Here is a 20,049-nt window from a genome sequence, read left to right on the forward strand (position 1 = left end):
ATGGATGCCCTGGCCATTGTGCTCTATTGTGCCCAGTCCGTGCGACATGACAGAATCCCTTTTATTTCCGATATACACGCCTTCAGTACGGTTGTGAACACGCTGTCTGCTGGTGGGTATAGCGCTCTGGTTATTCTTTTCTTTATTCTCGATTTCTTGTTGTTGCTCTCTTTTATTGCCTCAGCATGGTGCTTCTTCGCCCGGAATTTATACGCGAGAAGACTGGCGCTCTACCAGGAAATACTGCGTCTGGTTGGATTTCGCTACTCAGTTTCCCTTTTTCCCCTGGTGTTAAGTTTCACGGGCGTGATGAATGTCTGGCTAAATGGCTTTTTGTTCTTTTTGTCAGAGTTTCTGAAAATCTATTCCCTGTGGATTTATAAATATGAAGGGGAATGGCCCCCGGTTAAAGAGTAAGACGGCCAACAACCAGAACATTCACGTTTAAAAAAACCTTGCGTTAAAAATACTCTCAGCATAAACCATTACGGAATAAAGATTATGCTCAACCGAATTACCGTTCAGCTCCCGGTTGAGGGGCTGCTTTTCTGGAAACTCTCCGGCCGCGAGGCGATGTCGGAGTCGTTCGCGCTGACGCTGACCCTGCTCGGCACGGATGCGCGCATTGACCGCAGCAGGCTGCTCGGTCAGCCGGTCACGGTGACCATCCCCACCCAGAACCTGCTTACCCCCCGCTATATCAACGGCAAGGTGACGCGCGTGGCGGTGAGTGCCGTGGAGCTGACGGGCACCCGCTATGCGGTCTACCAGCTGACGGTGGAGCCGGACCTGTGGCCGATGAAGCGCGACCGTAACCTGCGGATTTTCCAGGGCCAGACGGTACCGCAGATTGTGAAAACCCTGCTGGGTGAGCATCAGGTTAACCTCGAAGACAAACTCACCGGCAGCTACCGGGTGTGGGACTACTGCGTGCAGTATCAGGAGTCGAGCCTGGACTTCATCAGCCGCCTGATGGAGCTGGAGGGGATTGCGTACTACTTCAGCCACGAGGCGGACAAGCACACCCTGGTACTGACCGACGCCGCGACGCAGCATCAGCCGTTCAGCGGCTATGAGGTCATTCCTTACCATCAGACGCCGTCCGGCGGCAGTACGGATGAAGAGGGCATCAGCCAGTGGGCGCTGGAGGACAGCGTGACGCCGGGGATTTACAGCCTCGATGATTACGACTTCCGCAAGCCGAACGCGTGGCTTTTCCAGGCGCAGCAGAACCCGGCGTCACCGAAACCGGGAAGCATCGACGTGTACGACTGGCCGGGGCGCTTTGTGGAGACAGGCCATGCGGAGTTCTACGCCCGTATCCGTCAGGAGCGCTGGCAGGTGGAGCATCAGCAGATTCAGGCGACGGCCACGGCGGCGGGCATTGCGCCGGGCCACATCTTTACCCTGACCAACGCGCCATTCTTCAGCGATAACGGCGAGTATCTGGTGACGGCGGCGGGGTATCACTTCGAGGAGAACCGCTACGCCAGCGGCGAAGGTGAAACCATTCACCGCACCGATTTCACCGTAATCCCGGCGTCGGTGTCGTACCGTCCGGCGCAGAGCACGGCGTGGCCGCGGACCTACGGCCCGCAGACGGCGAAAGTCGTGGGGCCGCAGGGGGAGAGTATCTGGACGGACAAATATGGCCGCGTGAAGGTGAAGTTCCACTGGGACCGTCTGGCGAAGGGTGACGACACCAGTTCCTGCTGGGTGCGTGTCTCCAGCGCCTGGGCGGGCCAGGGCTACGGCGGGGTGCAGATCCCGCGCGTCGGCGACGAGGTGGTGGTGGACTTTATCAACGGTGACCCGGACCGACCGATTATCACCGGCCGCGTGTATAACGAGGCGAGCATGCCACCGTGGGCGCTGCCGGCTGCGGCGACGCAGATGGGCTTTATGAGCCGCACGAAAGACGGTTCCGTGGACAACGCCAACGCCCTGCGCTTTGAGGACAAGGCGGGCGCAGAGCAGGTGTGGATCCAGGCTGAGCGTAATATGGACACCAGCGTTAAAAATGATGAAACGCACAGCGTCGGGGGCGCACGCAGCCATTACGTGAAGAAAAATGAGCTGCATCGTGTTGAAGCGAACCAGATCCAGGCCGTGAAAGGCGGAACCGAGATCCTGACGGGAAAAGGCAAGCTGGATGCAGCGGTAGAGCAGTATGTCATTGCTTCCGGGACCAAGCTGCGGCTGGTCTCGGGTGAGAGTGCTATTGAGCTTAACGCTAACGGCAAAATTAACCTGATTGGCAAAGAGTTCAATTTCTTCGTTGAAGGGGACGGCTATATCACCACGGGCGGCAAGCTGCATCTGAATACCTCGGGAACCAAGCCGGGCACAACGGCACCGGGATCGGGGCATAAAGGGGATATTGATGCGGCGGTGCAGGAGAAGTTTGCGCCGGGAAAGGAGAGTAAGGCAGGTGCGGCTGCAAGCGCGCCTGCCGAAACCTCTAAAACTGCAACACCCCCATCATCAGGTGTGCCTTCAAGCGGATATGGTAAGGATGTGGATGGTCTTGTAGACAAATCACCAACCATGAAAAATGACATTGCGACTTTAAAGAAACGAGGCTGGACATTCGAAGAGGGTGAAGCAGGCAAGGGAACGTTTGCTAATCGTCAAACGCGAGTTATTACCGTTGATAAAAATGAGCTTGGTAATCCGAAGGCTGTTGTTCAGTCTCTGTCGCATGAAAGTGGCCACGCGTTATATGAACCTAACATTGATGTTTCATCGCGCGATGCCTACCTGAACAGTGCACTTAGTGATGAAGGCGCTGCAACACTGAATAATATCCGGGTGCAGCGTGAAATCCTGGCCAATAAGGGAGGGGATATAGGTATTGCAGGCAATCCGGCAAATCAGTCACAATATAATCGAATCTACGATTCTCTCGAACGCGGGGCTATAAAGGAAAGTGAAGCGCGTACGCAGATAGGCCGTATCTTTGGCAAAGGCGAACAAACGTCTACCACAGGGCAATATTACGAAGATTATTATGGCGGTTGGTATGATAAAAATTATCCATAGTATAAAAACGGGTGCGGTGTTTGCGGCTTTATTAACGACGGGAATGGCAGGAGGTAACATGCAAAAACAGGATCTTTGGCAGTTCATTGCAGAAATGAGCGCATCACTCAAAACGTTGTCCGTTAACAGTCTGGATAACGCTCCGTTGTCATTCAAGCTAACGAAACAGAATGAATATATCAATTTCTACAATGCCGACGATATCCAACTGGCGGATGGAACGAACATTACTGCAATTGATTTACGTTTAAGCAAAGAAAGTGAAGGTATGGCACCGTTACTGAATTTTTCGCCGTCAGGCCAGTGCATCACACTCGATACCGTTAAAAAGCATTATCCGCAGCTGACGTTAACTGATTATCCACGAGGCCGCTCGGAGAGCGAAGTGACGAGTTATACAGCGCCAAAGGATTTGAATGGTCAAAAAGTGAGCTTCAGTTTCACGGTTAAAAACCCTGACTGCCTGGGTGTGGTCGTTATTAGCGCAGACTAAAAAAACTGATTCCTTGACTCACCACTTATTGATGTGGTGAGAAGTGTAATATGTATCATGGTAAATGACGATAACCGTGAAAATACGCCTTTCTGCCTGTCTTTTTTTGCCCTGATATCAACATTTCTGAACAGTTATGAAGTTTTCGCTCAGACTATGTCATCCATTCTGACAAAACAGGATTTTTCCGTGCAGATCAACGACCAGCCTGTCGCCTTGGGCGACAGATGGACGCCTGATATTGCCCGTAAAATTGACGTTCCGGTGGAAGGCTGTTTTATCGGTGAGATTCCTTTTGATGGAACAAACTATAAATTCTACCAGCATCAAAAGGCTGGGTCGAAATATACAGTTCTTATCTCTGGTGGGATAAAGCAGAAAGAAGCGTTGACGATTATATCGTCTCCCAGGTTACGCTGGCTGCCTCAGATATTTCAACGCTGCGTGGAGTTCAGGTGGGTTCAACAACCAGAGAATTGAACAATGCATACGGCGATGGTCAGGTCGAAAATGATTCAGGGGAGCAGTGGGTTTCCTATGAATTGGGTAAAAAATTACTCTTTTTGAGGTGAAATACAGTAAGGTTGTGCAAATAACCATGTATTACGAAAATGGTACTTCAGAATAAATTATGACCAAAAAATATCTGGAAGTCGTATTGTTCACCGCTTTATTGACAGGCGTCGTTGAAACGTCATCGGCACTTGAATTATCGCAATACGATAAGCTCGATACGGTCAATCGCATCGTTAACGACAGGGAAGTGACAGACAATCTCAGGACGCTGCTGGGAAATCATTACCAGACCTTAATTGATAACTTTGATGCCTTCGGTGAACCGCATACCACCACAGGTGGCGGATTGTTTGTTGAAGGTTGGTTAAAAGATCTCTATCAGGAGAATGCATCCGTGCTGGTTATCAATCCTGACGGCAAAATCTTTGCGGCCTGGGTGGTTTCGGAGTCGGACGTAATCCATTACCAATCCTCTGGTACTAGCCCGGGTATTAATGCTGATATCCATCAATGGGCTGCAGGTTCAATACGATGCAGTTTGCAACGAACAGCCAATTGAGACCTGTGTTTGACGGGGTTTGGGCAGGCGGGGTTGGCAACGACTCGACGTTAACCCTGCGGTTAGCTGAATCTGGCAACCGTATCACCGGGTCTTATTGCTATATCTTCCTGAGAGGCAACCGCATAGATTGTCCGGAAAATTATGAGCGAAATCTTAGCGGTACGATCGCTGGCAATCGTGCCAATGTAGAGTTCAACTCATCGTTTGGCGGCGCAAACGGACGAGCTGTTCTGGAAATAAAGGGGAGTGAAATGGAATGGAGTCTGGTAACGCCTCCTCAAAAAGGAAATGATTATGCTCCGCAGCGTTATAAGTTACGTAAAGCCGCTTCGGTTCAAAACGCTGAAACCAGAAAACTGGACACCGAAAGGTTCGCTATTTCTCTTATAAATAAGTGCGGTCATTTTGATAGCGAATGTGACCAGATGGTCTATCTCGGCGTGCGCAAAAGCGATAACAGTACGATCTCCTTAAGGGGAAAAACGTTGCACGACTCCGCAGGTAAAATAATCGGCTCAACGTACAAGAATGGCGAGTCCGTTTACACCGTAACGTATGCACCTGTGAAATTGGTTGTCAGCAAAGGCAGTCATGTTTTAGTCGAACAGTCAGGCCAGTGGCTTAAATAACTATACAGCCAGCCAAAAGGCCAGCACGGATTGGCCTCTTTTGTTTCTCACAATATTAATCATCCCGAGTTCACTTATGAAATACACCCTCCAGGAAGGTTCGTTTTCCCTTTTCCCTGCTGCCTGGCAGGATAACAGCATGAACATTATTCGCGATGACGAAAGCGGGTTATCTGTAGTGGTCAGCCGCGGCGTCATCCCGGATGGTAGCGATTACGAACAAGAGTTTCACCGCCAGTGGGATGTGCTGCGTTCTCAGATGGGTGAGATCGCCCAGAGCGAATTTCAGCACGTAAAAGCCGGGCCTGACGGAAAAATTAACGGGCTGGAAGTTGAGACCACCTTTGACCGTAACGGCCAGCGCCTGTGGCAAAAACAGCTTGCCGTGCAGACGCCGGACAAACCGGTACTGATGATTTTTACCCTCTCGGCCTTAAAAGCCTTTACGGAAGAGGACGAGGCGCGCTGGAGCGCACTGAAGCAAAGTCTGACGCTAAACGACAACCGGAATGTGTAAGGCATGAGCGATAACAACGCGGCCCGTAAGGGCGACGAGATTATTCACTCCAGCATTTTTGCTGATATAACCAGCATTGTGGCGGAAGGTGCCGCCTATGCGGTGATTGGCGCGGCGGTGGGGGCAGCAGCTACCGTGGCGGCGCCACTGCTGGGAGCCGGGGCGGCAGCCGCAGGCGTGGCGGCGATCGGATCCAGCTGTCTGCTGAGCGGCATTATTGGGGGTGTCCTGGCGAACGTTGCGGGGATCACCGACGATATCAGCAACACCGCTGAAGGGCTGGGCAACGCGCTTTTCCCGCCGTCGCCTGCGGGTAAGATCACTACCGGTTCCAGCAACGTTCTTACCAATGCGATCCCCGCTGCACGCGCAGCCGGGACCTTGACGCCTGCCGATACTCCTTCCCCTGAGCCGCAGTCTCCGGGCAGCTTTGCCGACTACGCGGGCATGCTGCTTGCCGCTGCCGGACAGTTCGGCAGCGAAATGTGGCAGCCGAGCGTGGCCTCTGCCGCTGCCGGGACCTCGCCGCTGGAAGAAGACAAGGTGGCGTGCGAGAAACACTCCGGGCCGCAGTATCTGGCGGAAGGCTCGAAAAGCGTCTTTATCAACGGGCAGCCCGCGGTGCGTGCAAAAGATCGCACCACCTGCGAAGGCACCGTTTCCGACGACGTCTCCCCGAACGTGATCATCGGCGGCGACACCCTCACGGTTCGAGATATTAAAAGCGGCAAAACGCCGGGCCTGGCGCTGGGGATGATTGCGCTCTCCCTGCTGCGCGGGCGTCCGGGCAAGATCCTGAAAAACATGCCCTGCGCGCTGGCTGCTGCCGGTGGCGGGATGCTGGCCGATATGGCCGTCAACGCCGTGTTCGGCTCCTCGCACCCGGTTCACGCCGCTACCGGTGTGAAGGTGCTGAATGACGACGACGAACTCGATTTCTCGCTGCCGGGGCGCTTCCCGCTGCGCTGGCAGCGCAGCTACAACAGCCTGACCACCCGCGAAGGGCTGTTTGGTCTGGGCTGGGCTACCACCTTTGACAGCTATCTGACGCTGGAAGAAAACAACGCCACCTGGTTCGATGAAACCGGGCGCGAGCTGAGCTTTGAACTGCCGCCGGTCGACCGCGCGTTTTACAGCATCAGCGAAGGCATTATCATCCGCCGCAATGAGAGCGGCGACGTGGCGATTGCCGACGATGACGGCGCGGTGTGGCGTCTGTATAAACCAACCCGGGCGAACTCCTCAATCCTGCGCCTGGCCTCCCTCAGCGACGAATACGGCAACGCACTGCTGACGGCGTGGGATGAACACGGGCGGCTGGTCGGTCTGCACGATGAGCCGCGGGCGATCGACGTCACTCTGCGCTATGAAAATGAACGTTTCCCGCAGCGCGTTACCTCGGCGAGCCATTTCGACGGCAACCAGACATGGCCGCTGATGCAGTGGGGGTACGACGTGCGCGGCCAGCTGGCCAGCGCAACGGATGCCTCCGGCGTGGTAACCCGTGAATACCGTTATAACGATGATGGCCTGATGGTCTGGCACCGTCTGCCGGGCGGTCTGGAGAGTGAATACCGCTGGCAAAAATTCGACCACTGGCGCGTGGTGGAAAACCGCACCAGCACCGGCGACGGCTGTCGCTTTAGCTACGATTTAGCCGCCGGGCTGACGACCGTCGATCACTACGACGGTCAGACGCGAAAGCATTACTGGAACGCGCAAAACCTGATTGTTCGCTACGTTGACGAGCGCGGTGAGAACTGGCGCTACGAGTGGGATGACAACGAACTCCTCACGCGCCGCATCGATCCGCTCGGTAATGCCGTTACCTTCGTCTATGACGACATGGGTAACCGGGTGCAGGAGATCGACGCCGACAGCAATACCCGCACCACCACCTGGCTGGAGCACCGTGCGCTTCCGGCCTCCATCATCGAAGCCGACGGTAGCGCCACCCGTTTCCTGTATGACGAACATCACGGGCTGAAGTGCGTGGTGGATCCGATGGGGCAGACCACGCTGCTTCGTCGGGACGAGTTTGGTCAGGTCGTGGAAGAAGTTGATGCCGCCGGCAACAGCCGCTACCAGGAGTACAACGAGGCCGGGCAGATGGTGCGTGTTACGGACTGTTCGGGCCGTGTGACACAATACCGTTATCATCCGCTGGGCTGGCTGGTGGCTGAGATAAGCGCCGACGGCGAAGAGACGCGTTACCGCTACGACGCCGCGGGGCGTCCGGTGCAGCTCGATCGCCCGGAAGGGTGGACAGAGTCGCTCAAATGGAACGAACGTGGTCTGCCGGTGAAGCATGCGGGCGCCGACGGGAAAGAGAGCGAGTTCAGATACGACGAGGCAGGGCGCTTAACCGCCACCCGTAATACGCAGGGTGAAGAGGTGCGCCGCCGCTGGGACAGCCGCGGGCGTCTGATTGCCCTGGAAAACGAAAACGGCGAAGCGTACCAGTTCCGCTGGGGTGCGGACTCGCTGCTGCTGGAAGAGGTAGGGCTGGATGGCGTGGCCTCGCAGTATCGCTACGATGCCTGCGGGCGTACGATAGCGCGCACCTTTGCCGCCGGACATCCGGAGGCCATTACCCATGCCTTTGCCTGGAGCGCGAGCGGCCAACTGGTCGCCCGCACCACGCCGGAAGGGCAGACCCGCTACCACTACACCCCGTCCGGCCTTCTGAGCCGGATTGGGCTGCATCCTACGCTTTCAGCCGATGCCTGGAGCGCCGAAGCCGAGCAGGAGCTTGTGTTTGAGTATGACGCGCTTGGACGCGTCACGCGCGAAACGGGCGAACACGGAGAGCTGGCGTGGGAGTATGACGCCCTCGGTAACCGCACCTCCGTCACGCTGCCCGATGGCCGGGAGCTGAAACAATTCTACTACGGCAGCGGGCATCTGCTCAGCATCGCGCTTGATAAGCTCTCGGTCTCCGACTTTACCCGCGACGAACTTCACCGTGAAACCAGCCGTACGCAGGGGCTGCTGACCACACGAAGCGAATATGACCGTCTCGGTCGACTGCATCGCCGGGACGTTTTTACCGGCAATGCCCAGCGCCCGTCGCCGCGCCGCTGGTCCCGCCGCTGGGATTACGACTATCGCAATAACCTGGTCCGCGAAGAGCGGGACGATAACCCGTTCAGTTGGTACCGCTGGCAGTACGACAGCGCAGGGCGCCTACTCGTTCAGGACGGCACGCTGCCCGGTCAGGAGCAGTGGCGCTGGGATGCGGCCGGTAACCCGCTTGAGGGGGCTGCTGAGAAAGTCACGCACAACCGTCTGACGCAGCTCAACGGCATTCGCTGGCGCTATGACGTCCACGGACGCACCGTGGAGAAAGATAACGGCCAGACCCGCTGGCACTACCGCTACGACGGCGAGCACCGCCTGACGGAGGTCATCAGCCAGCCGCGGGACCGCAACAGACCGCAGACGCAGGTCAGCTTCCGCTATGACCCACTCGGACGACGCATCAGCAAAACGCGTCGCCAGATGCTGGGCGGCCAGCCAACCGGTAAGCCTGTCACCACGCGGTTTGTCTGGGAAGGGTTCCGCCTGTTGCAGGAAGTGCACGGAGAAGTGCCGCTGACCTACGTCTACAGCGATCAGGACAGCTACGACCCGCTGGCGCGTATTGACGGCGTTGATGCCCCGGAAATCTTCTGGTTCCACTGTCAGCCCAACGGTACGCCGGAGCGGATGACGGATAGCGAAGGGCAGGTGCGCTGGGAAGGCGTTAACAGCGCCTGGGGCAAACTGCTGCGGGAAAGCGAGACGCAGGTATCAGGATATTCCCAGAACCTGCGTATGCAGGGGCAATACCTGGACCGCGAGACAGGGCTGCACTACAATCTGTTCCGGTATTACGACCCGGACTGCGGACGATTTACGCAGCAGGACCCGATAGGGCTGGCGGGGGAGATAAATCTTTACCAGTATGCGCCGAATGCGCTCAAGTACATTGACCCGCTTGGATTATGTAAGGTTAAAAGCGCAAGAGCGCGACAAGCGAAAATGCTAAAGGATGATGTAGGATATAATATTAGTCCAAAAAGTTGGGACCAATATCCTGCAATTGGTCGCGATGGTACGTTCATTACGGACAAAAAAGGAGCGTTGAAATATTTCAATGGCATTGAAGACGGAGATGTAACTATATCTAAGTCTCTTTCCTTAATAATTGAAAAAGATATGGGGTTATATCCAGGTTCACTAAGTGAAGGATTTAATATCAGAAAGATTGGCGGAATCTCTAATATGCAGCCACGAAGTCCATTAAGTGGTAATGATTATTTCTTAGGCCCGGGTGAACATTTACCTGGTGGGGCTCCAGAAATGGTGATAAATTCCGTACCAACATCAACTCCAGTAGCTATAAGGGTGAATGTAAATTGAATAAGATGCCAAATGAAGCGATTATTGTTATTGATATAGCTGGGAACCTTATAAAAACCCGGGCTTTTGGTCAGCATTTTATTAAAAAAATGCAGGTATTAGGTTTTTCATTATTAGATGAGTTTATGGTTAGGCCTGTAAGCGATGATCTGGATAAGCAGAGAATTATTAGAATTCTAATTAGCGAGGGTGCTCTTTTTTTATATGGGAATGGTTGGTATCCATCAGAAGTGATGGAATATTACAAAGATCAAGGCATAAATTTCGGCAATTACAAGATTATATATTGGAGTGATAAAGATACGTACCATATAGAGGAAAGGTAACCCTCCAAAAATAAAAGATGTAAAATATATCCTAGGTATTTATGGATTTTATTTTATATGCCACGCATTTCGCCTGATTCCCCTCTCTTGATTTTATTCGCCATCCGCTTGCCGCTTAGTAGAACCTGCTCTAAGGGGGGATTGAGAATATTATCCATAACCGCCTGACGCAGCTGAACGGCATTCGCTGGCGTTATGATATCCACGGCCGCATCGTGGTGATGGTTAACTGTCAGACTCACTGGCATCACCCGGTTTGTCTGGGAAGGGTTCCGGCTGTTGCAGGAAGTGCACGGGGATGTGCCGCTGACCTATGTCTACAGCGATCAGGACAGCTACGATCCGCTGGCGCGAATTGACGGCGTTGATGCCCCGGAAATCTTCTGGTTCCACTGTCAGCCCAACGGCACGCCGGAGCGGATGACGGATAGCGAAGGGCAGGTGCGCTGAGAAGGGGTGAACAGCGCCTGGGGCAAACTGCTGCGGGAAAGCGAGACGCAGGTATCAGGATATTCCCAGAACCTGCGTATGCAGGGGCAATACCTGGATCGCGAGACAGGGCTGCACTACAATCTGTTCCGTTATTATGACCCGGACTGCGGACGGTTTACGCAGCAGGACCCGATAGGGCTGGCGGGGGGGATAAACCTTTACCAGTATGCGCCGAATGCGCTGGGGTGGGTGGATCCGTGGGGGTTATCGTGCAGAAATAGCTGGAATGATTTCCAGAGCAAAACTCGAGGTGCTTTTGCTACAAGAGGTCATGCTGCACGGGCCTACCGAGCTACTCATGGAATTTCAAAGCCAGATTTCCCTAATCCGGCGACGTACCTCGATGCAGGAAAAATTAGTAGGCATTTAGAACTATTCAAGGGAGGGGTTACTAAGTTCGTTTGGGGTATTAATCCTGAATTTAGTCATTTAGGTCCTCCAGGAGGCCACTTTGTTATGCCAAGGACCGTTGCTGATGACTTAATTAGACGTTCGGGTGGGAACATTCCAAAGCTTGAAAGATTGTTAGGGTTAAATGCAGGTGATCTCGGAGACGCTCCTTTAAGAGTTGATATTAATAATCCGACAGGTTTAAGAATGCCAACAGGAAATGAACGAGGAGCAAATGAATTTTGGTTGCCGGGAGGATATACTTCAGGTGGTATCCCAGAGGCGGCCATAGATCCTACTCCGCTAAATCAATTAAAGATCACACCGTTGAAAAATTAAAAAAAGGAGGCGCAATGGATAAAATAATATTTAATAATTATGGAGTAATCCTTATCGAAAGAGAAGGGCGTTTTTTTATTAGGTTTTATTCAGGGGGGATAGTTATGAAAGAAGAGGAAGAAGAATTGAGCATTGATGAGGCCAAAAAAGTTCAAATGAGTGAAAAGGATGCTTATGAAATTTTAATAGCCATTGAAAAAAAGAAAAGCTAAATTATTGGCCTCATTTTTAATAATTACCTGTCGATCAGTAATAAGGATGGTTTTTTACTACAAACCAAAATAAGTCGCTCAATGAGGTTCTTTGTAAAAGTTAACTTTAGCCAATTATAATAGAGAACTAAAAACACGCATGGGGGGCGTTTTTTGTTCAAAGCGATTAAAAGTTAAATAAAAAATTATCTCATAGAAATCTGTAAGAAGTAATTTTCCCCTTCCACAACCATCTTGTCCGCTACTTTCGTGCCTTGCTTATCCTTGTCGGCGTGGAGTCCTTATACATTATAGCTTGAGCACGTATAAGCCCTTGCTCTAGGCGCACGCAGGGGGGCTGTCTACCCGCAGCGAATATGACCGTCTTGGCCGCCTGCATCGCCGGGATATAGTTACCGGTAATTCTCAGTGCTCTTGGTTGCACCGCTGGGATACTACCGGTAACCCGCACGCAGGCTCTGCTGAGAAGGTCACGCACAACCGCCTGACGCAGCTGAACGGCATTCGCTGGCGCTATGACGTCCACGAACGCACCATGGAGAAGGATAACGGACAGACCCGCTGGCACTACCGCTACGACGGCGAGCACCGCCTGACGGAGGTCATCAGCCAGCCACAGGACCGCAACAGACCGCAGACGGAGGTCAGCTTCCGCTACGATCCGCTCGGGCGACGCATCAGCAAAACGCGCCGCCAGATGCTGGGCGGCCAGCCAACCGGCAGGCCGGTCACCACCCGGTTTGTCTGGGAAGGGTTCCGGCTGTTGCAGGAGGTGCACGGGGACGTGCCGCTGACCTACGTCTACAGCGATCAGGACAGCTACGATCCGCTGGCACGAATTGACGGCGTTGATGCCCCGGAAATCTTCTGGTTCCACTGTCAGCCCAACGGCACACCGGAGCGGATGACTGATAGCGAAGGGCAGGTGCGCTGGGAAGGGGTGAACAGCGCCTGGGGCAAACTGCTGCGGGAAAGCGAAACGCAGGTATCAGGATATTCTCAGAACCTGCGCATGCAGGGGCAATACCTGGACCGTGAGACAGGGCTGCACTACAATCTGTTCCGGTATTACGACCCGGACTGCGGACGGTTTACGCAGCAGGACCCGATAGGGCTGGCGGGGGGAATAAACCTTTACCAGTATGCGCCGAATGCGCTGGGGTGGGTGGATCCGTGGGGGTTATCGTGCAGAAATAGCTGGAATGATTTCCAGAATAAAACAAAAGGGGTTTTCTCAAGTAGGGCTTGGGCAGCAAAGGCGTATAATTCTTTAAAAGGCACGACGAAGCCCAATCGACCAAACCCAACGAACTATCTAGACCCTTCTTATGTTAAGCAACATCTTGCTTTATTTAATGATGGTATTTCTAAAATTGCATGGGGAGTGAATAGAGCTGAGATTGGCCCTCCATCTGGTCATTTTGTGATGCCAAAATCAGTTGCTGATAACATTATTAAGAAAGCTGGCGGAGATGTCGGGAAGTTAGAGAAAATGTTAGGATTAGACCCTGGAGATCTTGGCGATTCACCGGTCCGAATAGATATCCTTAAACCTCAAGGGCTTAGGATGCCTTCAGGCAACGAGGGAGGGGCTAATGATTTTTGGGTTCCTGGAGGTAAGACGTCAGGAGGGATCCCTGAAGCCGTAATAGATCAAACGCCTGTCGGTGATGCTTTGATTACACCGATTATAAACAAATAGAGGTACGAAAAATGAGTGAAGTTATTTTTACTGGTTTTGGCATTGACATAATTAAAAGAGATAATGAATATTTTATCCGATATGATGCTGGAACTATTGCTATGATTGATAAAGAGTCGAAAATTACATCCGAAGAAGCATTGAAAGCACAAAGAAGTGAAAGAGATGCTTATGAAGTTATTGTTGCCACTCAGACTAGAGAAGGGAAAAATAAGCCCTTTTTTTCAAAGGATTAATAGTTTTATGCAGGGGGGATATTTTACAGCCAAAAAATCAGGAGTTGTATAATTGATAGCGTTGAAATTGTAGCTTACTATATTCTATAGTTGTAATTAATTAATATTTTAAAATAGTTATTGTTTTATTTTGTACGTAACTATTGTTGTATAGTTAATTTCATTGCTAAACTCGGTGACAAACCGCTCGTTTTTATTTATATAGCATAATTACAACGAATTTTTTACTCAATTAGCATTTGTCAACTTCAGTTATGGGGGCATCCTTGCGTAATAATCGCTATCTTTATGGTCAATCAATCCTCAAAGAGAAGATATGTACATAGCAACAAAAACGATAGAAGAATATGAAAAATAGTCTTTTTTACATAATGAGGCATAGATATAGTCAACATGTTGACCTACTGATTTCACATCGTCAAATATTGCTACGATCACGAGACTATGATGAAAAACTGAGCCAGTGGGGTAAAGGTAATGTATCTCAAGGCGCTGTGATTCATAAAGATTATGTTATTTTTGATCCTTTACCTGAGGACGCATTTGGAGCAAACGTAAATATTAAAATAGAAAATACTTTTAATTTAGATGAATATGCTCAACGCTGCATTGTAGTGCCATTTTTTATTACAGATAAAAATAAGCTTCAGGTGGCTTCTGCGACAGAGAAATTTGACATAAACATAAATGTAACCAACAAAACGTATTCGCTCTATTATGAGATTTGTGAAGGGGATGAAATTTATTACAATTTCACTCTTGTGCCGGAAAAAGACACTGTCACAGCTAAGTTTTTATTAGACGACCCTTGGGGCGGAAAAAAAGATAATCCACTCAAAGAAGGTGTTTTTTAACGTTAATAATAACTAAATAAGAACGAAAAAAATCCACGCCAAAGCGTGGATTTTTTTTATTCAAGACGACTCAGACGTTGAACAGGAAGTTCATTACGTCGCCATCTTTAACGATATAATCTTTCCCTTCCGCACGCATCTTGCCTGCTTCTTTCGCGCCTTGCTCACCCTTGTAGGTGATGAAGTCTTCAAACGCGATGGTTTGCGCACGAATGAAGCCTTTCTCGAAGTCGGTGTGGATCTTACCAGCCGCCTGAGGCGCAGTCGCACCGACAGGGATGGTCCATGCACGCACTTCTTTTACACCAGCGGTGAAGTAGGTTTGCAGGTTCAGCAGCTCATAGCCCGCGCGGATCACGCGGTTCAGGCCCGGCTCTTCCAGACCCAGTTCGGCCATGAACTCTTCACGGTCGGCATCGTCCAGCTCGGCGATATCAGATTCAACGGCCGCGCAAACCGCTACCACCACAGAACCTTCAGCCGCGGCAATTTCACGTACTTTGTCGAGGTACGGGTTGTTCTCGAAACCGTCTTCGTTAACGTTGGCGATGTACATGGTTGGCTTCAGGGTCAGGAAGCTCAGGTATTTGATCGCCGCTTTGTCTTCGTCAGTCAGGTTTTTCAGCGCGCGCAGCATGCCGGCGTTTTCCAGCTGTGGCAGACATTTTTCCAGCGCAGCCAGTTCCGCTTTCGCGTCTTTGTCGCCGCCTTTGGCTTTCTTCTGCACGCGGTGAATGGCGCGCTCGCAGGTGTCGAGGTCAGAGAGGGCCAGCTCGGTGTTGATGACGTCGATGTCGTCAGCCGGATCCACTTTGTTGTTAACGTGGATAATGTTGTCGTTCTCGAAGCAGCGCACAACGTGGCCGATCGCTTCGGTTTCACGGATGTTGGTCAGGAACTGGTTACCCAGGCCTTCACCTTTGGATGCGCCTTTTACCAGGCCCGCGATGTCCACGAACTCCATGGTAGTTGGCAGAATGCGCTGCGGCTTCACGATTTCCGCGAGCTGGTCCAGACGCGGATCGGGCATAGGAACAACACCGGTGTTCGGCTCGATGGTACAGAACGGGAAGTTCGCCGCTTCAATACCTGCTTTGGTGAGCGCGTTGAACAGGGTGGATTTGCCCACGTTTGGCAGACCGACGATACCGCATTTGAATCCCATTTCTAAATCACCTTAATATCTTGATAATCAATCCGTTAACGATAACCGATTGAAGAAAAGTAAATAACTACGCCTATTATACACGTAACCCGCGCGACGCGCGGTAAAAAAGCCCCATGGCGCCGATTATTGCGCTTTGAAAGCGTGCAGTCGATTGGTGGCTTTCGTCAGGCCGTCCTGAAGCCAAATCTCGGTGCAGCGGGCCGCTTCGTCCACCGCTTCGTCAATCAACTTCTGCTCAGAAACCGGTGGTTTACCCAGTACGAAACCAACAACTTTGTTTTTATCGCCCGGATGGCCGATTCCCACGCGCAAACGGTGGAAATTAGGGTTATTACCCAGTTTGCTGATGATGTCTCTCAGACCATTGTGGCCGCCATGACCGCCGCCCAGTTTGAACTTCGCCACGCCTGGCGGTAGGTCCAGTTCGTCGTGGGCCACCAGGATCTCATCCGGATTGATGCGATAAAACGTTGCCATGGCCGCCACGGCTTTGCCGCTCAGGTTCATAAAGGTGGTTGGCACCAGCAACCGCACGTCGGCACCCGCAAGATTGATGCGTGAGGTATACCCGTAAAACTTGGGTTCTTCACGCAGGGGAGCGCGCAAACGCTCCGCCAGCAGATCAACATACCAGGCACCGGCGTTATGGCGGGTTGCGGCATACTCTGCGCCCGGATTGGCGAGGCCGACAATCAGTTTAATCGTCACGATTTACTTCCTAATGGGTTCCAGATCTGGCGCGTAGTTTACTGTCTGGCGCGCCGCTTGACAAAGTTCTGCCTGCTGTACACCGAAATGCGAATAATTTCTTCTTTGAACAATTAGAATTTCAAGCTGTTCAATGTCTTATTTGTAAATTTTTGTCCGGGAGTTATCTGTAAATGTGATCATTCACGCAACTCATATAAGTGGCGTTGTCTATACTTTACACACAAGGAGAAGGGGTTTTTCCCCTGACAACCCAAAGTTCCGGAGGTGACATATGAAACGCAAAAACGCTTCAATGCTCGGTAACGTGCTAATGGGGTTGGGACTGTTCGTGATGGTCGCCGGTGTCGGTTATTCAATTTTAAACCAATTACCGCAGCTTGACCTCCCACAATACTTTGCGCATGGCGCGGTGCTGAGTATCTTCCTCGGTGCGGTATTGTGGCTCGCCGGGGCGCGCGTGAGCGGACATGAGGAAGTCTGCGATAAATACTGGTGGGTGCGCCATTACGATAAACGATGCCGCCGCGACCAGCATAAGCACGGCTAGTGCCCCATAAAGAACACCGAAACGACTTCATCTGAAGTCGTTTTTTTTTGCATGACGCATTGACCCTCACGTAACGTAAGGCTTCAGAGTAGCAACACTGGCAGAACAAAAGGAGCCGTTATGTTGATTCAGGTGGGTGAACTGGCGAAACGTGCTGGGATCACCGTGCGGACTTTGCATCACTACGAGCAAACAGGGCTGTTGTTACCTTCTGCCAGAAGCGCGGCAGGCTACCGGCTTTATAACCTGGCGGATGTGCAGCGTCTGCATATGATCCAGACGCTGGCAAAAGCCGGGCTGGAGCTTGCCGAAATCAGGGATTTTCTGGAACAGCGTTCGCTGTCATTAGCGGAATTACTCGACGGGCAAATCACTTTGCTGGACAAGCACCTGCGTAGCATCCATACGCTGCGCAACCGGCTGGTGGAATTGCGTACCGGGCTGACCGACGATGCGACGCCGGATCTGGAATCCTGGCTACAGACTCTGGAGTTAATGAATATGTACGATCGCTGGTTTAGCAAAGAAGAGTTGCAGCAACTGCCGTTTGCGGTAGAGAAAGAGGCGCTGGCGGATATCTGGTCGGGTCTGGTGACGGAGGTTAAACATTTACTGGAACAGAACGTCAGCGTCACGGACGCGCGGGCGACCGATTTGGCTTCACGGTGGATGGAACGCCTGGAACAGGATACCGCAGGCAAACCGGAATTTTTGACCCGTCTGAACGAAATGCACAGCGTGGAGCCGCAGATGCAGGAGCAAACCGGCATTACACCGGAGATTACGGATTACATCACGCGGGCGTTTGCCGAATCAAAGCTCAGCATCTGGGAGCAATATCTCACTGCCGAAGAGATGGCCTTTACCCGGGCGCACTACTTTGACCGGATGATGGAGTGGCCGCCGCTGGTGGCAAAGCTACATCAGGCGCAGCGGGATAATCTCAGTCCCGCTTCTGACGATGCGCAAAAGCTGGCAGAAAAGTGGCTGGTTTTATTCCAGTCCTATGCGGGAACAAACCCGCAGACCCAGCAAAAATTTCGTCTCGCCATGCAGCAGGAGCCGCATCTGATGAAAGGCACGTGGATGACGCCTGCCGTGCTTGAATGGCTCCAGCAGGCGATCGGGGTGATGATGCAAAGACGTATCTCTGCATCAGATGACTCACAGATCCGCTAATGCAGCTTCACGGTTAGGGTAGAAGGACAATCGGCCAGGGATCGGCTGTACGCCCGCGCGCGCCATGGTGCGCAGGGGCTGGAATTCGAGGTTACTGATCCGCAGCTCGCAGCCTTCCGGCAGGCGGGCAACAAAGCGCTGGAAGGCATCCAGACCGCCGGCATCCAGCACCGGGACGGCATCCCACTTCAGCACCACAATCCGTTTGCCCGCGATGCGGGACGCCAAATCGCTGAACAAACCTTCCGCCGCGGCGAAGAACAGCGGGCCAATCACGCGCAACACCAGCACATCTTCAGGCACCTCAACGTTAACCGGGGAGAGACGCGTCATCTGCGCGATGCGGCGCATAAACAGCAGCGAGGCCAACACTATGCCGACGCTGATAGCGATAACCATATCAAACAGCACGGTCAGCGACATGCAGATCAGCATCACGATGATGTCATCTTTCGGCGCACGGCGCAGCAGATTCACCACCTTATGCGCCTCACTCATATTCCAGGCCACCATCAGCAGCAGCGCAGCCATGGCAGAGAGCGGAAGCCATGAAAGCAGTGGGGCAAGGATCAGCAGCGCCATGATCACCAGCAGGGAGTGAATGACCGCGGAAACCGGTGATGTCGCGCCCGCACGTACGTTCGCGGCGGAACGGGCAATCGCAGCCGTAGCCGTAATACCGCCGAAGAACGGTGCAACGATGTTCCCTAAGCCCTGACCGACTAGTTCGCTGTTGGCTTTGTGCTTAGTGCCGGTCATGCCGTCGAGCACGACGGCGCAGAGCAGGGATTCAATCGCGCCCAGCATTGCCATGGAGAACGCGGCAGGCAGCAGAGCGCGAAGGGAATCCCAGCTCAGGGTGAAGCTGGAGCCCGGCATGTCCCACGGCAGAACCAGCTGCGGCAGCAGCTGCGGAATACCGTTACCCTGTGAGCCATCCGCCAGAACATAGTGGAACTGGGAGCCAATGGTGGCGACCTGTCCACCGAGCAGGTTGACGACGCCCATCACCGCGCAGCCCAGCAGCAGAGCGGGGAGATGCCCCGGGAGACGAATGCCTAAGCGAGGCCAGACGATGAGTGTGCCGAGGGTAACGATGCCAATGGCTGCATCGCCCAGGTTGGCCGTCGGCAACGCCATAAACAGCGCGCCCACTTTCTGTAAGTAGTGCTCCGGAACATGGGCCATTTGCAGGCCGAGGAAATCCTTAATCTGCATGGTCCCGATGGTAATCCCAATCCCCGAGGTGAACCCCAGCGTCACGGAAAGGGGAATATATTCAATCAGGCGACCAAAGCGGGCCAGACCGAACAGAATTAAAAAGATGCCGGACATCAGGGTGGCAACCAGCAGGCCTGCCAGACCAAACTGTTGGGAAACCGGGTAGAGGATCACCACAAAGGCGGCAGTTGGGCCGGAGACGCTGAAGCGGGACCCGCCCGTCAGCGCAATCACAATCCCCGCAACGGCTGAGGTGTACAGCCCGTACTGCGGCGCGACGCCGCTACCAATCGCCAGTGCCATCGCCAGCGGGATGGCAATAATCCCGACGGTGATCCCGGCTATCAGGTCACGAACAAAGCGTGACGACGTGTATTTCTCTTTCCAGCAGGCGTCGATGAGGGCGCGAAAGGGCAGAACATGTGAGGAGGTTACGTTTTTCACAATTATCTATCATCCGTATGCGCATCATCTGTCATATGAATGGCAGGTGAAGGAGGCATAAGTCA

At 52.8% G+C, this 20,049-nt stretch carries 17 protein-coding genes and 2 pseudogenes; 16 read left to right on the forward strand and 3 right to left on the reverse strand.

Features of this window, described 5'->3' with window-relative positions; translation table 11 throughout:
* From ACOT0L_RS06310 to comJ, 14 genes and pseudogenes are all read left to right on the forward strand, one after another.
* Positions 1–417 (forward strand): hypothetical protein, encoded by a 417-nt coding sequence (locus ACOT0L_RS06310; protein ID WP_022648397.1) that lies wholly within the window; start codon positions 1–3, stop codon positions 415–417.
* An 84-nt stretch (positions 418–501) separates the two neighbouring features.
* A complete protein-coding gene (locus ACOT0L_RS06315; protein ID WP_126502890.1) occupies positions 502–3,042 on the forward strand; it encodes a type VI secretion system Vgr family protein in 2,541 nt (846 codons plus the stop codon).
* A complete protein-coding gene (locus ACOT0L_RS06320; RefSeq protein WP_260473309.1) occupies positions 3,023–3,535 on the forward strand; it encodes a hypothetical protein in 513 nt (170 codons plus the stop codon). The genes ACOT0L_RS06315 and ACOT0L_RS06320 overlap by 20 nt, the downstream gene beginning before the upstream one ends.
* A gap of 57 nt (positions 3,536–3,592) precedes the next feature.
* Positions 3,593–4,015, forward strand: coding sequence for a hypothetical protein (locus ACOT0L_RS06325; protein WP_227414794.1), 423 nt, complete (start codon positions 3,593–3,595; stop codon positions 4,013–4,015).
* 151 nt (positions 4,016–4,166) lie between these two features.
* A complete protein-coding gene (locus ACOT0L_RS06330; RefSeq protein WP_227414793.1) occupies positions 4,167–4,610 on the forward strand; it encodes a hypothetical protein in 444 nt (147 codons plus the stop codon).
* A complete protein-coding gene (locus ACOT0L_RS06335) occupies positions 4,583–5,242 on the forward strand; it encodes a hypothetical protein (RefSeq protein WP_260473308.1) in 660 nt (219 codons plus the stop codon). The genes ACOT0L_RS06330 and ACOT0L_RS06335 overlap by 28 nt, the downstream gene beginning before the upstream one ends.
* A gap of 76 nt (positions 5,243–5,318) precedes the next feature.
* Positions 5,319–5,759 (forward strand): DcrB-related protein, encoded by a 441-nt coding sequence (locus ACOT0L_RS06340; protein ID WP_126502889.1) that lies wholly within the window; start codon positions 5,319–5,321, stop codon positions 5,757–5,759.
* A gap of 3 nt (positions 5,760–5,762) precedes the next feature.
* The gene (locus tag ACOT0L_RS06345) at positions 5,763–10,163 is read left to right on the forward strand and encodes an RHS repeat-associated core domain-containing protein (RefSeq protein ID WP_260473307.1); all 4,401 of its coding nucleotides are present in this window, start codon (positions 5,763–5,765) and stop codon (positions 10,161–10,163) included.
* A gap of 5 nt (positions 10,164–10,168) precedes the next feature.
* Complete coding sequence (locus tag ACOT0L_RS06350) at positions 10,169–10,489, forward strand: hypothetical protein (protein WP_232934624.1); 321 nt, start codon at positions 10,169–10,171, stop codon at positions 10,487–10,489.
* Positions 10,490–10,623: 134 nt separating this feature from the next.
* Positions 10,624–11,710 (forward strand): annotated as a pseudogene (locus ACOT0L_RS06355) (RHS repeat-associated core domain-containing protein); the annotation flags it as partial.
* A gap of 14 nt (positions 11,711–11,724) precedes the next feature.
* On the forward strand, positions 11,725–11,922 hold the full coding sequence (locus ACOT0L_RS06360; RefSeq protein WP_126502888.1) for a hypothetical protein: 198 nt from the start codon (positions 11,725–11,727) through the stop codon (positions 11,920–11,922).
* Positions 11,923–12,253: 331 nt separating this feature from the next.
* A pseudogene (locus ACOT0L_RS06365) lies at positions 12,254–13,624 on the forward strand (RHS repeat domain-containing protein); the annotation flags it as partial.
* 11 nt (positions 13,625–13,635) lie between these two features.
* Entirely contained in the window at positions 13,636–13,860 is a 225-nt protein-coding gene (locus ACOT0L_RS06370; RefSeq protein ID WP_023330151.1) for a hypothetical protein, read from the forward strand.
* A 347-nt stretch (positions 13,861–14,207) separates the two neighbouring features.
* Positions 14,208–14,714: a competence protein ComJ gene (gene comJ / locus ACOT0L_RS06375; protein ID WP_260473305.1), complete on the forward strand. Its 507-nt coding sequence runs from the start codon at positions 14,208–14,210 to the stop codon at positions 14,712–14,714.
* 70 nt (positions 14,715–14,784) lie between these two features.
* Here comJ and ychF read toward each other — a convergent pair whose 3' ends face one another.
* Positions 14,785–15,879 carry a redox-regulated ATPase YchF gene (gene ychF / locus ACOT0L_RS06380; RefSeq protein WP_003856650.1) on the reverse strand — a complete coding sequence of 365 codons (1,095 nt, stop codon included), beginning with the start codon at positions 15,877–15,879 and terminating at the stop codon, positions 14,785–14,787.
* A 126-nt stretch (positions 15,880–16,005) separates the two neighbouring features.
* Positions 16,006–16,590 carry an aminoacyl-tRNA hydrolase gene (gene pth / locus ACOT0L_RS06385; protein ID WP_126502886.1) on the reverse strand — a complete coding sequence of 195 codons (585 nt, stop codon included), beginning with the start codon at positions 16,588–16,590 and terminating at the stop codon, positions 16,006–16,008.
* A gap of 274 nt (positions 16,591–16,864) precedes the next feature.
* Between pth and ychH the strand changes: the two genes are divergently transcribed.
* A complete protein-coding gene (gene ychH / locus ACOT0L_RS06390) occupies positions 16,865–17,140 on the forward strand; it encodes a stress-induced protein YchH (RefSeq protein ID WP_022648382.1) in 276 nt (91 codons plus the stop codon).
* A 120-nt stretch (positions 17,141–17,260) separates the two neighbouring features.
* Complete coding sequence (locus tag ACOT0L_RS06395) at positions 17,261–18,319, forward strand: MerR family transcriptional regulator (RefSeq protein ID WP_126502885.1); 1,059 nt, start codon at positions 17,261–17,263, stop codon at positions 18,317–18,319.
* Here ACOT0L_RS06395 and dauA read toward each other — a convergent pair.
* The gene (dauA, locus tag ACOT0L_RS06400; protein ID WP_023306435.1) at positions 18,305–19,984 is read right to left on the reverse strand and encodes a C4-dicarboxylic acid transporter DauA; all 1,680 of its coding nucleotides are present in this window, start codon (positions 19,982–19,984) and stop codon (positions 18,305–18,307) included. The two genes, ACOT0L_RS06395 and dauA, sit on opposite strands and share 15 nt — an antisense overlap.
* Positions 19,985–20,049: the final 65 nt, after the last annotated feature.

Origin of the sequence: Enterobacter cloacae complex sp. XAL002 (assembly GCF_049236805.1) — a bacterium.
Classification (GTDB): Bacteria; Pseudomonadota; Gammaproteobacteria; order Enterobacterales; family Enterobacteriaceae; genus Enterobacter; species Enterobacter intestinihominis.

Excerpts from the sequence above, each read along its gene's own strand:
- ychH (WP_022648382.1), top strand. The coding sequence starts at position 16,865 with ATGAAACGCAAAAACGCTTCAATGCTCGGTAACGTGCTAATGGGGTTG.
- ACOT0L_RS06340 (WP_126502889.1), top strand. The coding sequence starts at position 5,319 with ATGAAATACACCCTCCAGGAAGGTTCGTTTTCCCTTTTCCCTGCTGCC.
- ACOT0L_RS06345 (WP_260473307.1), top strand. The coding sequence starts at position 5,763 with ATGAGCGATAACAACGCGGCCCGTAAGGGCGACGAGATTATTCACTCC.
- ACOT0L_RS06360 (WP_126502888.1), top strand. The coding sequence starts at position 11,725 with ATGGATAAAATAATATTTAATAATTATGGAGTAATCCTTATCGAAAGA.
- ychF (WP_003856650.1), bottom strand. The coding sequence starts at position 15,879 with ATGGGATTCAAATGCGGTATCGTCGGTCTGCCAAACGTGGGCAAATCC.
- ACOT0L_RS06350 (WP_232934624.1), top strand. The coding sequence starts at position 10,169 with ATGCCAAATGAAGCGATTATTGTTATTGATATAGCTGGGAACCTTATA.
- ACOT0L_RS06395 (WP_126502885.1), top strand. The coding sequence starts at position 17,261 with ATGTTGATTCAGGTGGGTGAACTGGCGAAACGTGCTGGGATCACCGTG.
- ACOT0L_RS06315 (WP_126502890.1), top strand. The coding sequence starts at position 502 with ATGCTCAACCGAATTACCGTTCAGCTCCCGGTTGAGGGGCTGCTTTTC.
- ACOT0L_RS06325 (WP_227414794.1), top strand. The coding sequence starts at position 3,593 with ATGGTAAATGACGATAACCGTGAAAATACGCCTTTCTGCCTGTCTTTT.
- ACOT0L_RS06320 (WP_260473309.1), top strand. The coding sequence starts at position 3,023 with ATGATAAAAATTATCCATAGTATAAAAACGGGTGCGGTGTTTGCGGCT.
- ACOT0L_RS06370 (WP_023330151.1), top strand. The coding sequence starts at position 13,636 with ATGAGTGAAGTTATTTTTACTGGTTTTGGCATTGACATAATTAAAAGA.
- comJ (WP_260473305.1), top strand. The coding sequence starts at position 14,208 with ATGAAAAATAGTCTTTTTTACATAATGAGGCATAGATATAGTCAACAT.
- ACOT0L_RS06335 (WP_260473308.1), top strand. The coding sequence starts at position 4,583 with ATGCAGTTTGCAACGAACAGCCAATTGAGACCTGTGTTTGACGGGGTT.
- ACOT0L_RS06330 (WP_227414793.1), top strand. The coding sequence starts at position 4,167 with ATGACCAAAAAATATCTGGAAGTCGTATTGTTCACCGCTTTATTGACA.
- ACOT0L_RS06310 (WP_022648397.1), top strand. The coding sequence starts at position 1 with ATGGATGCCCTGGCCATTGTGCTCTATTGTGCCCAGTCCGTGCGACAT.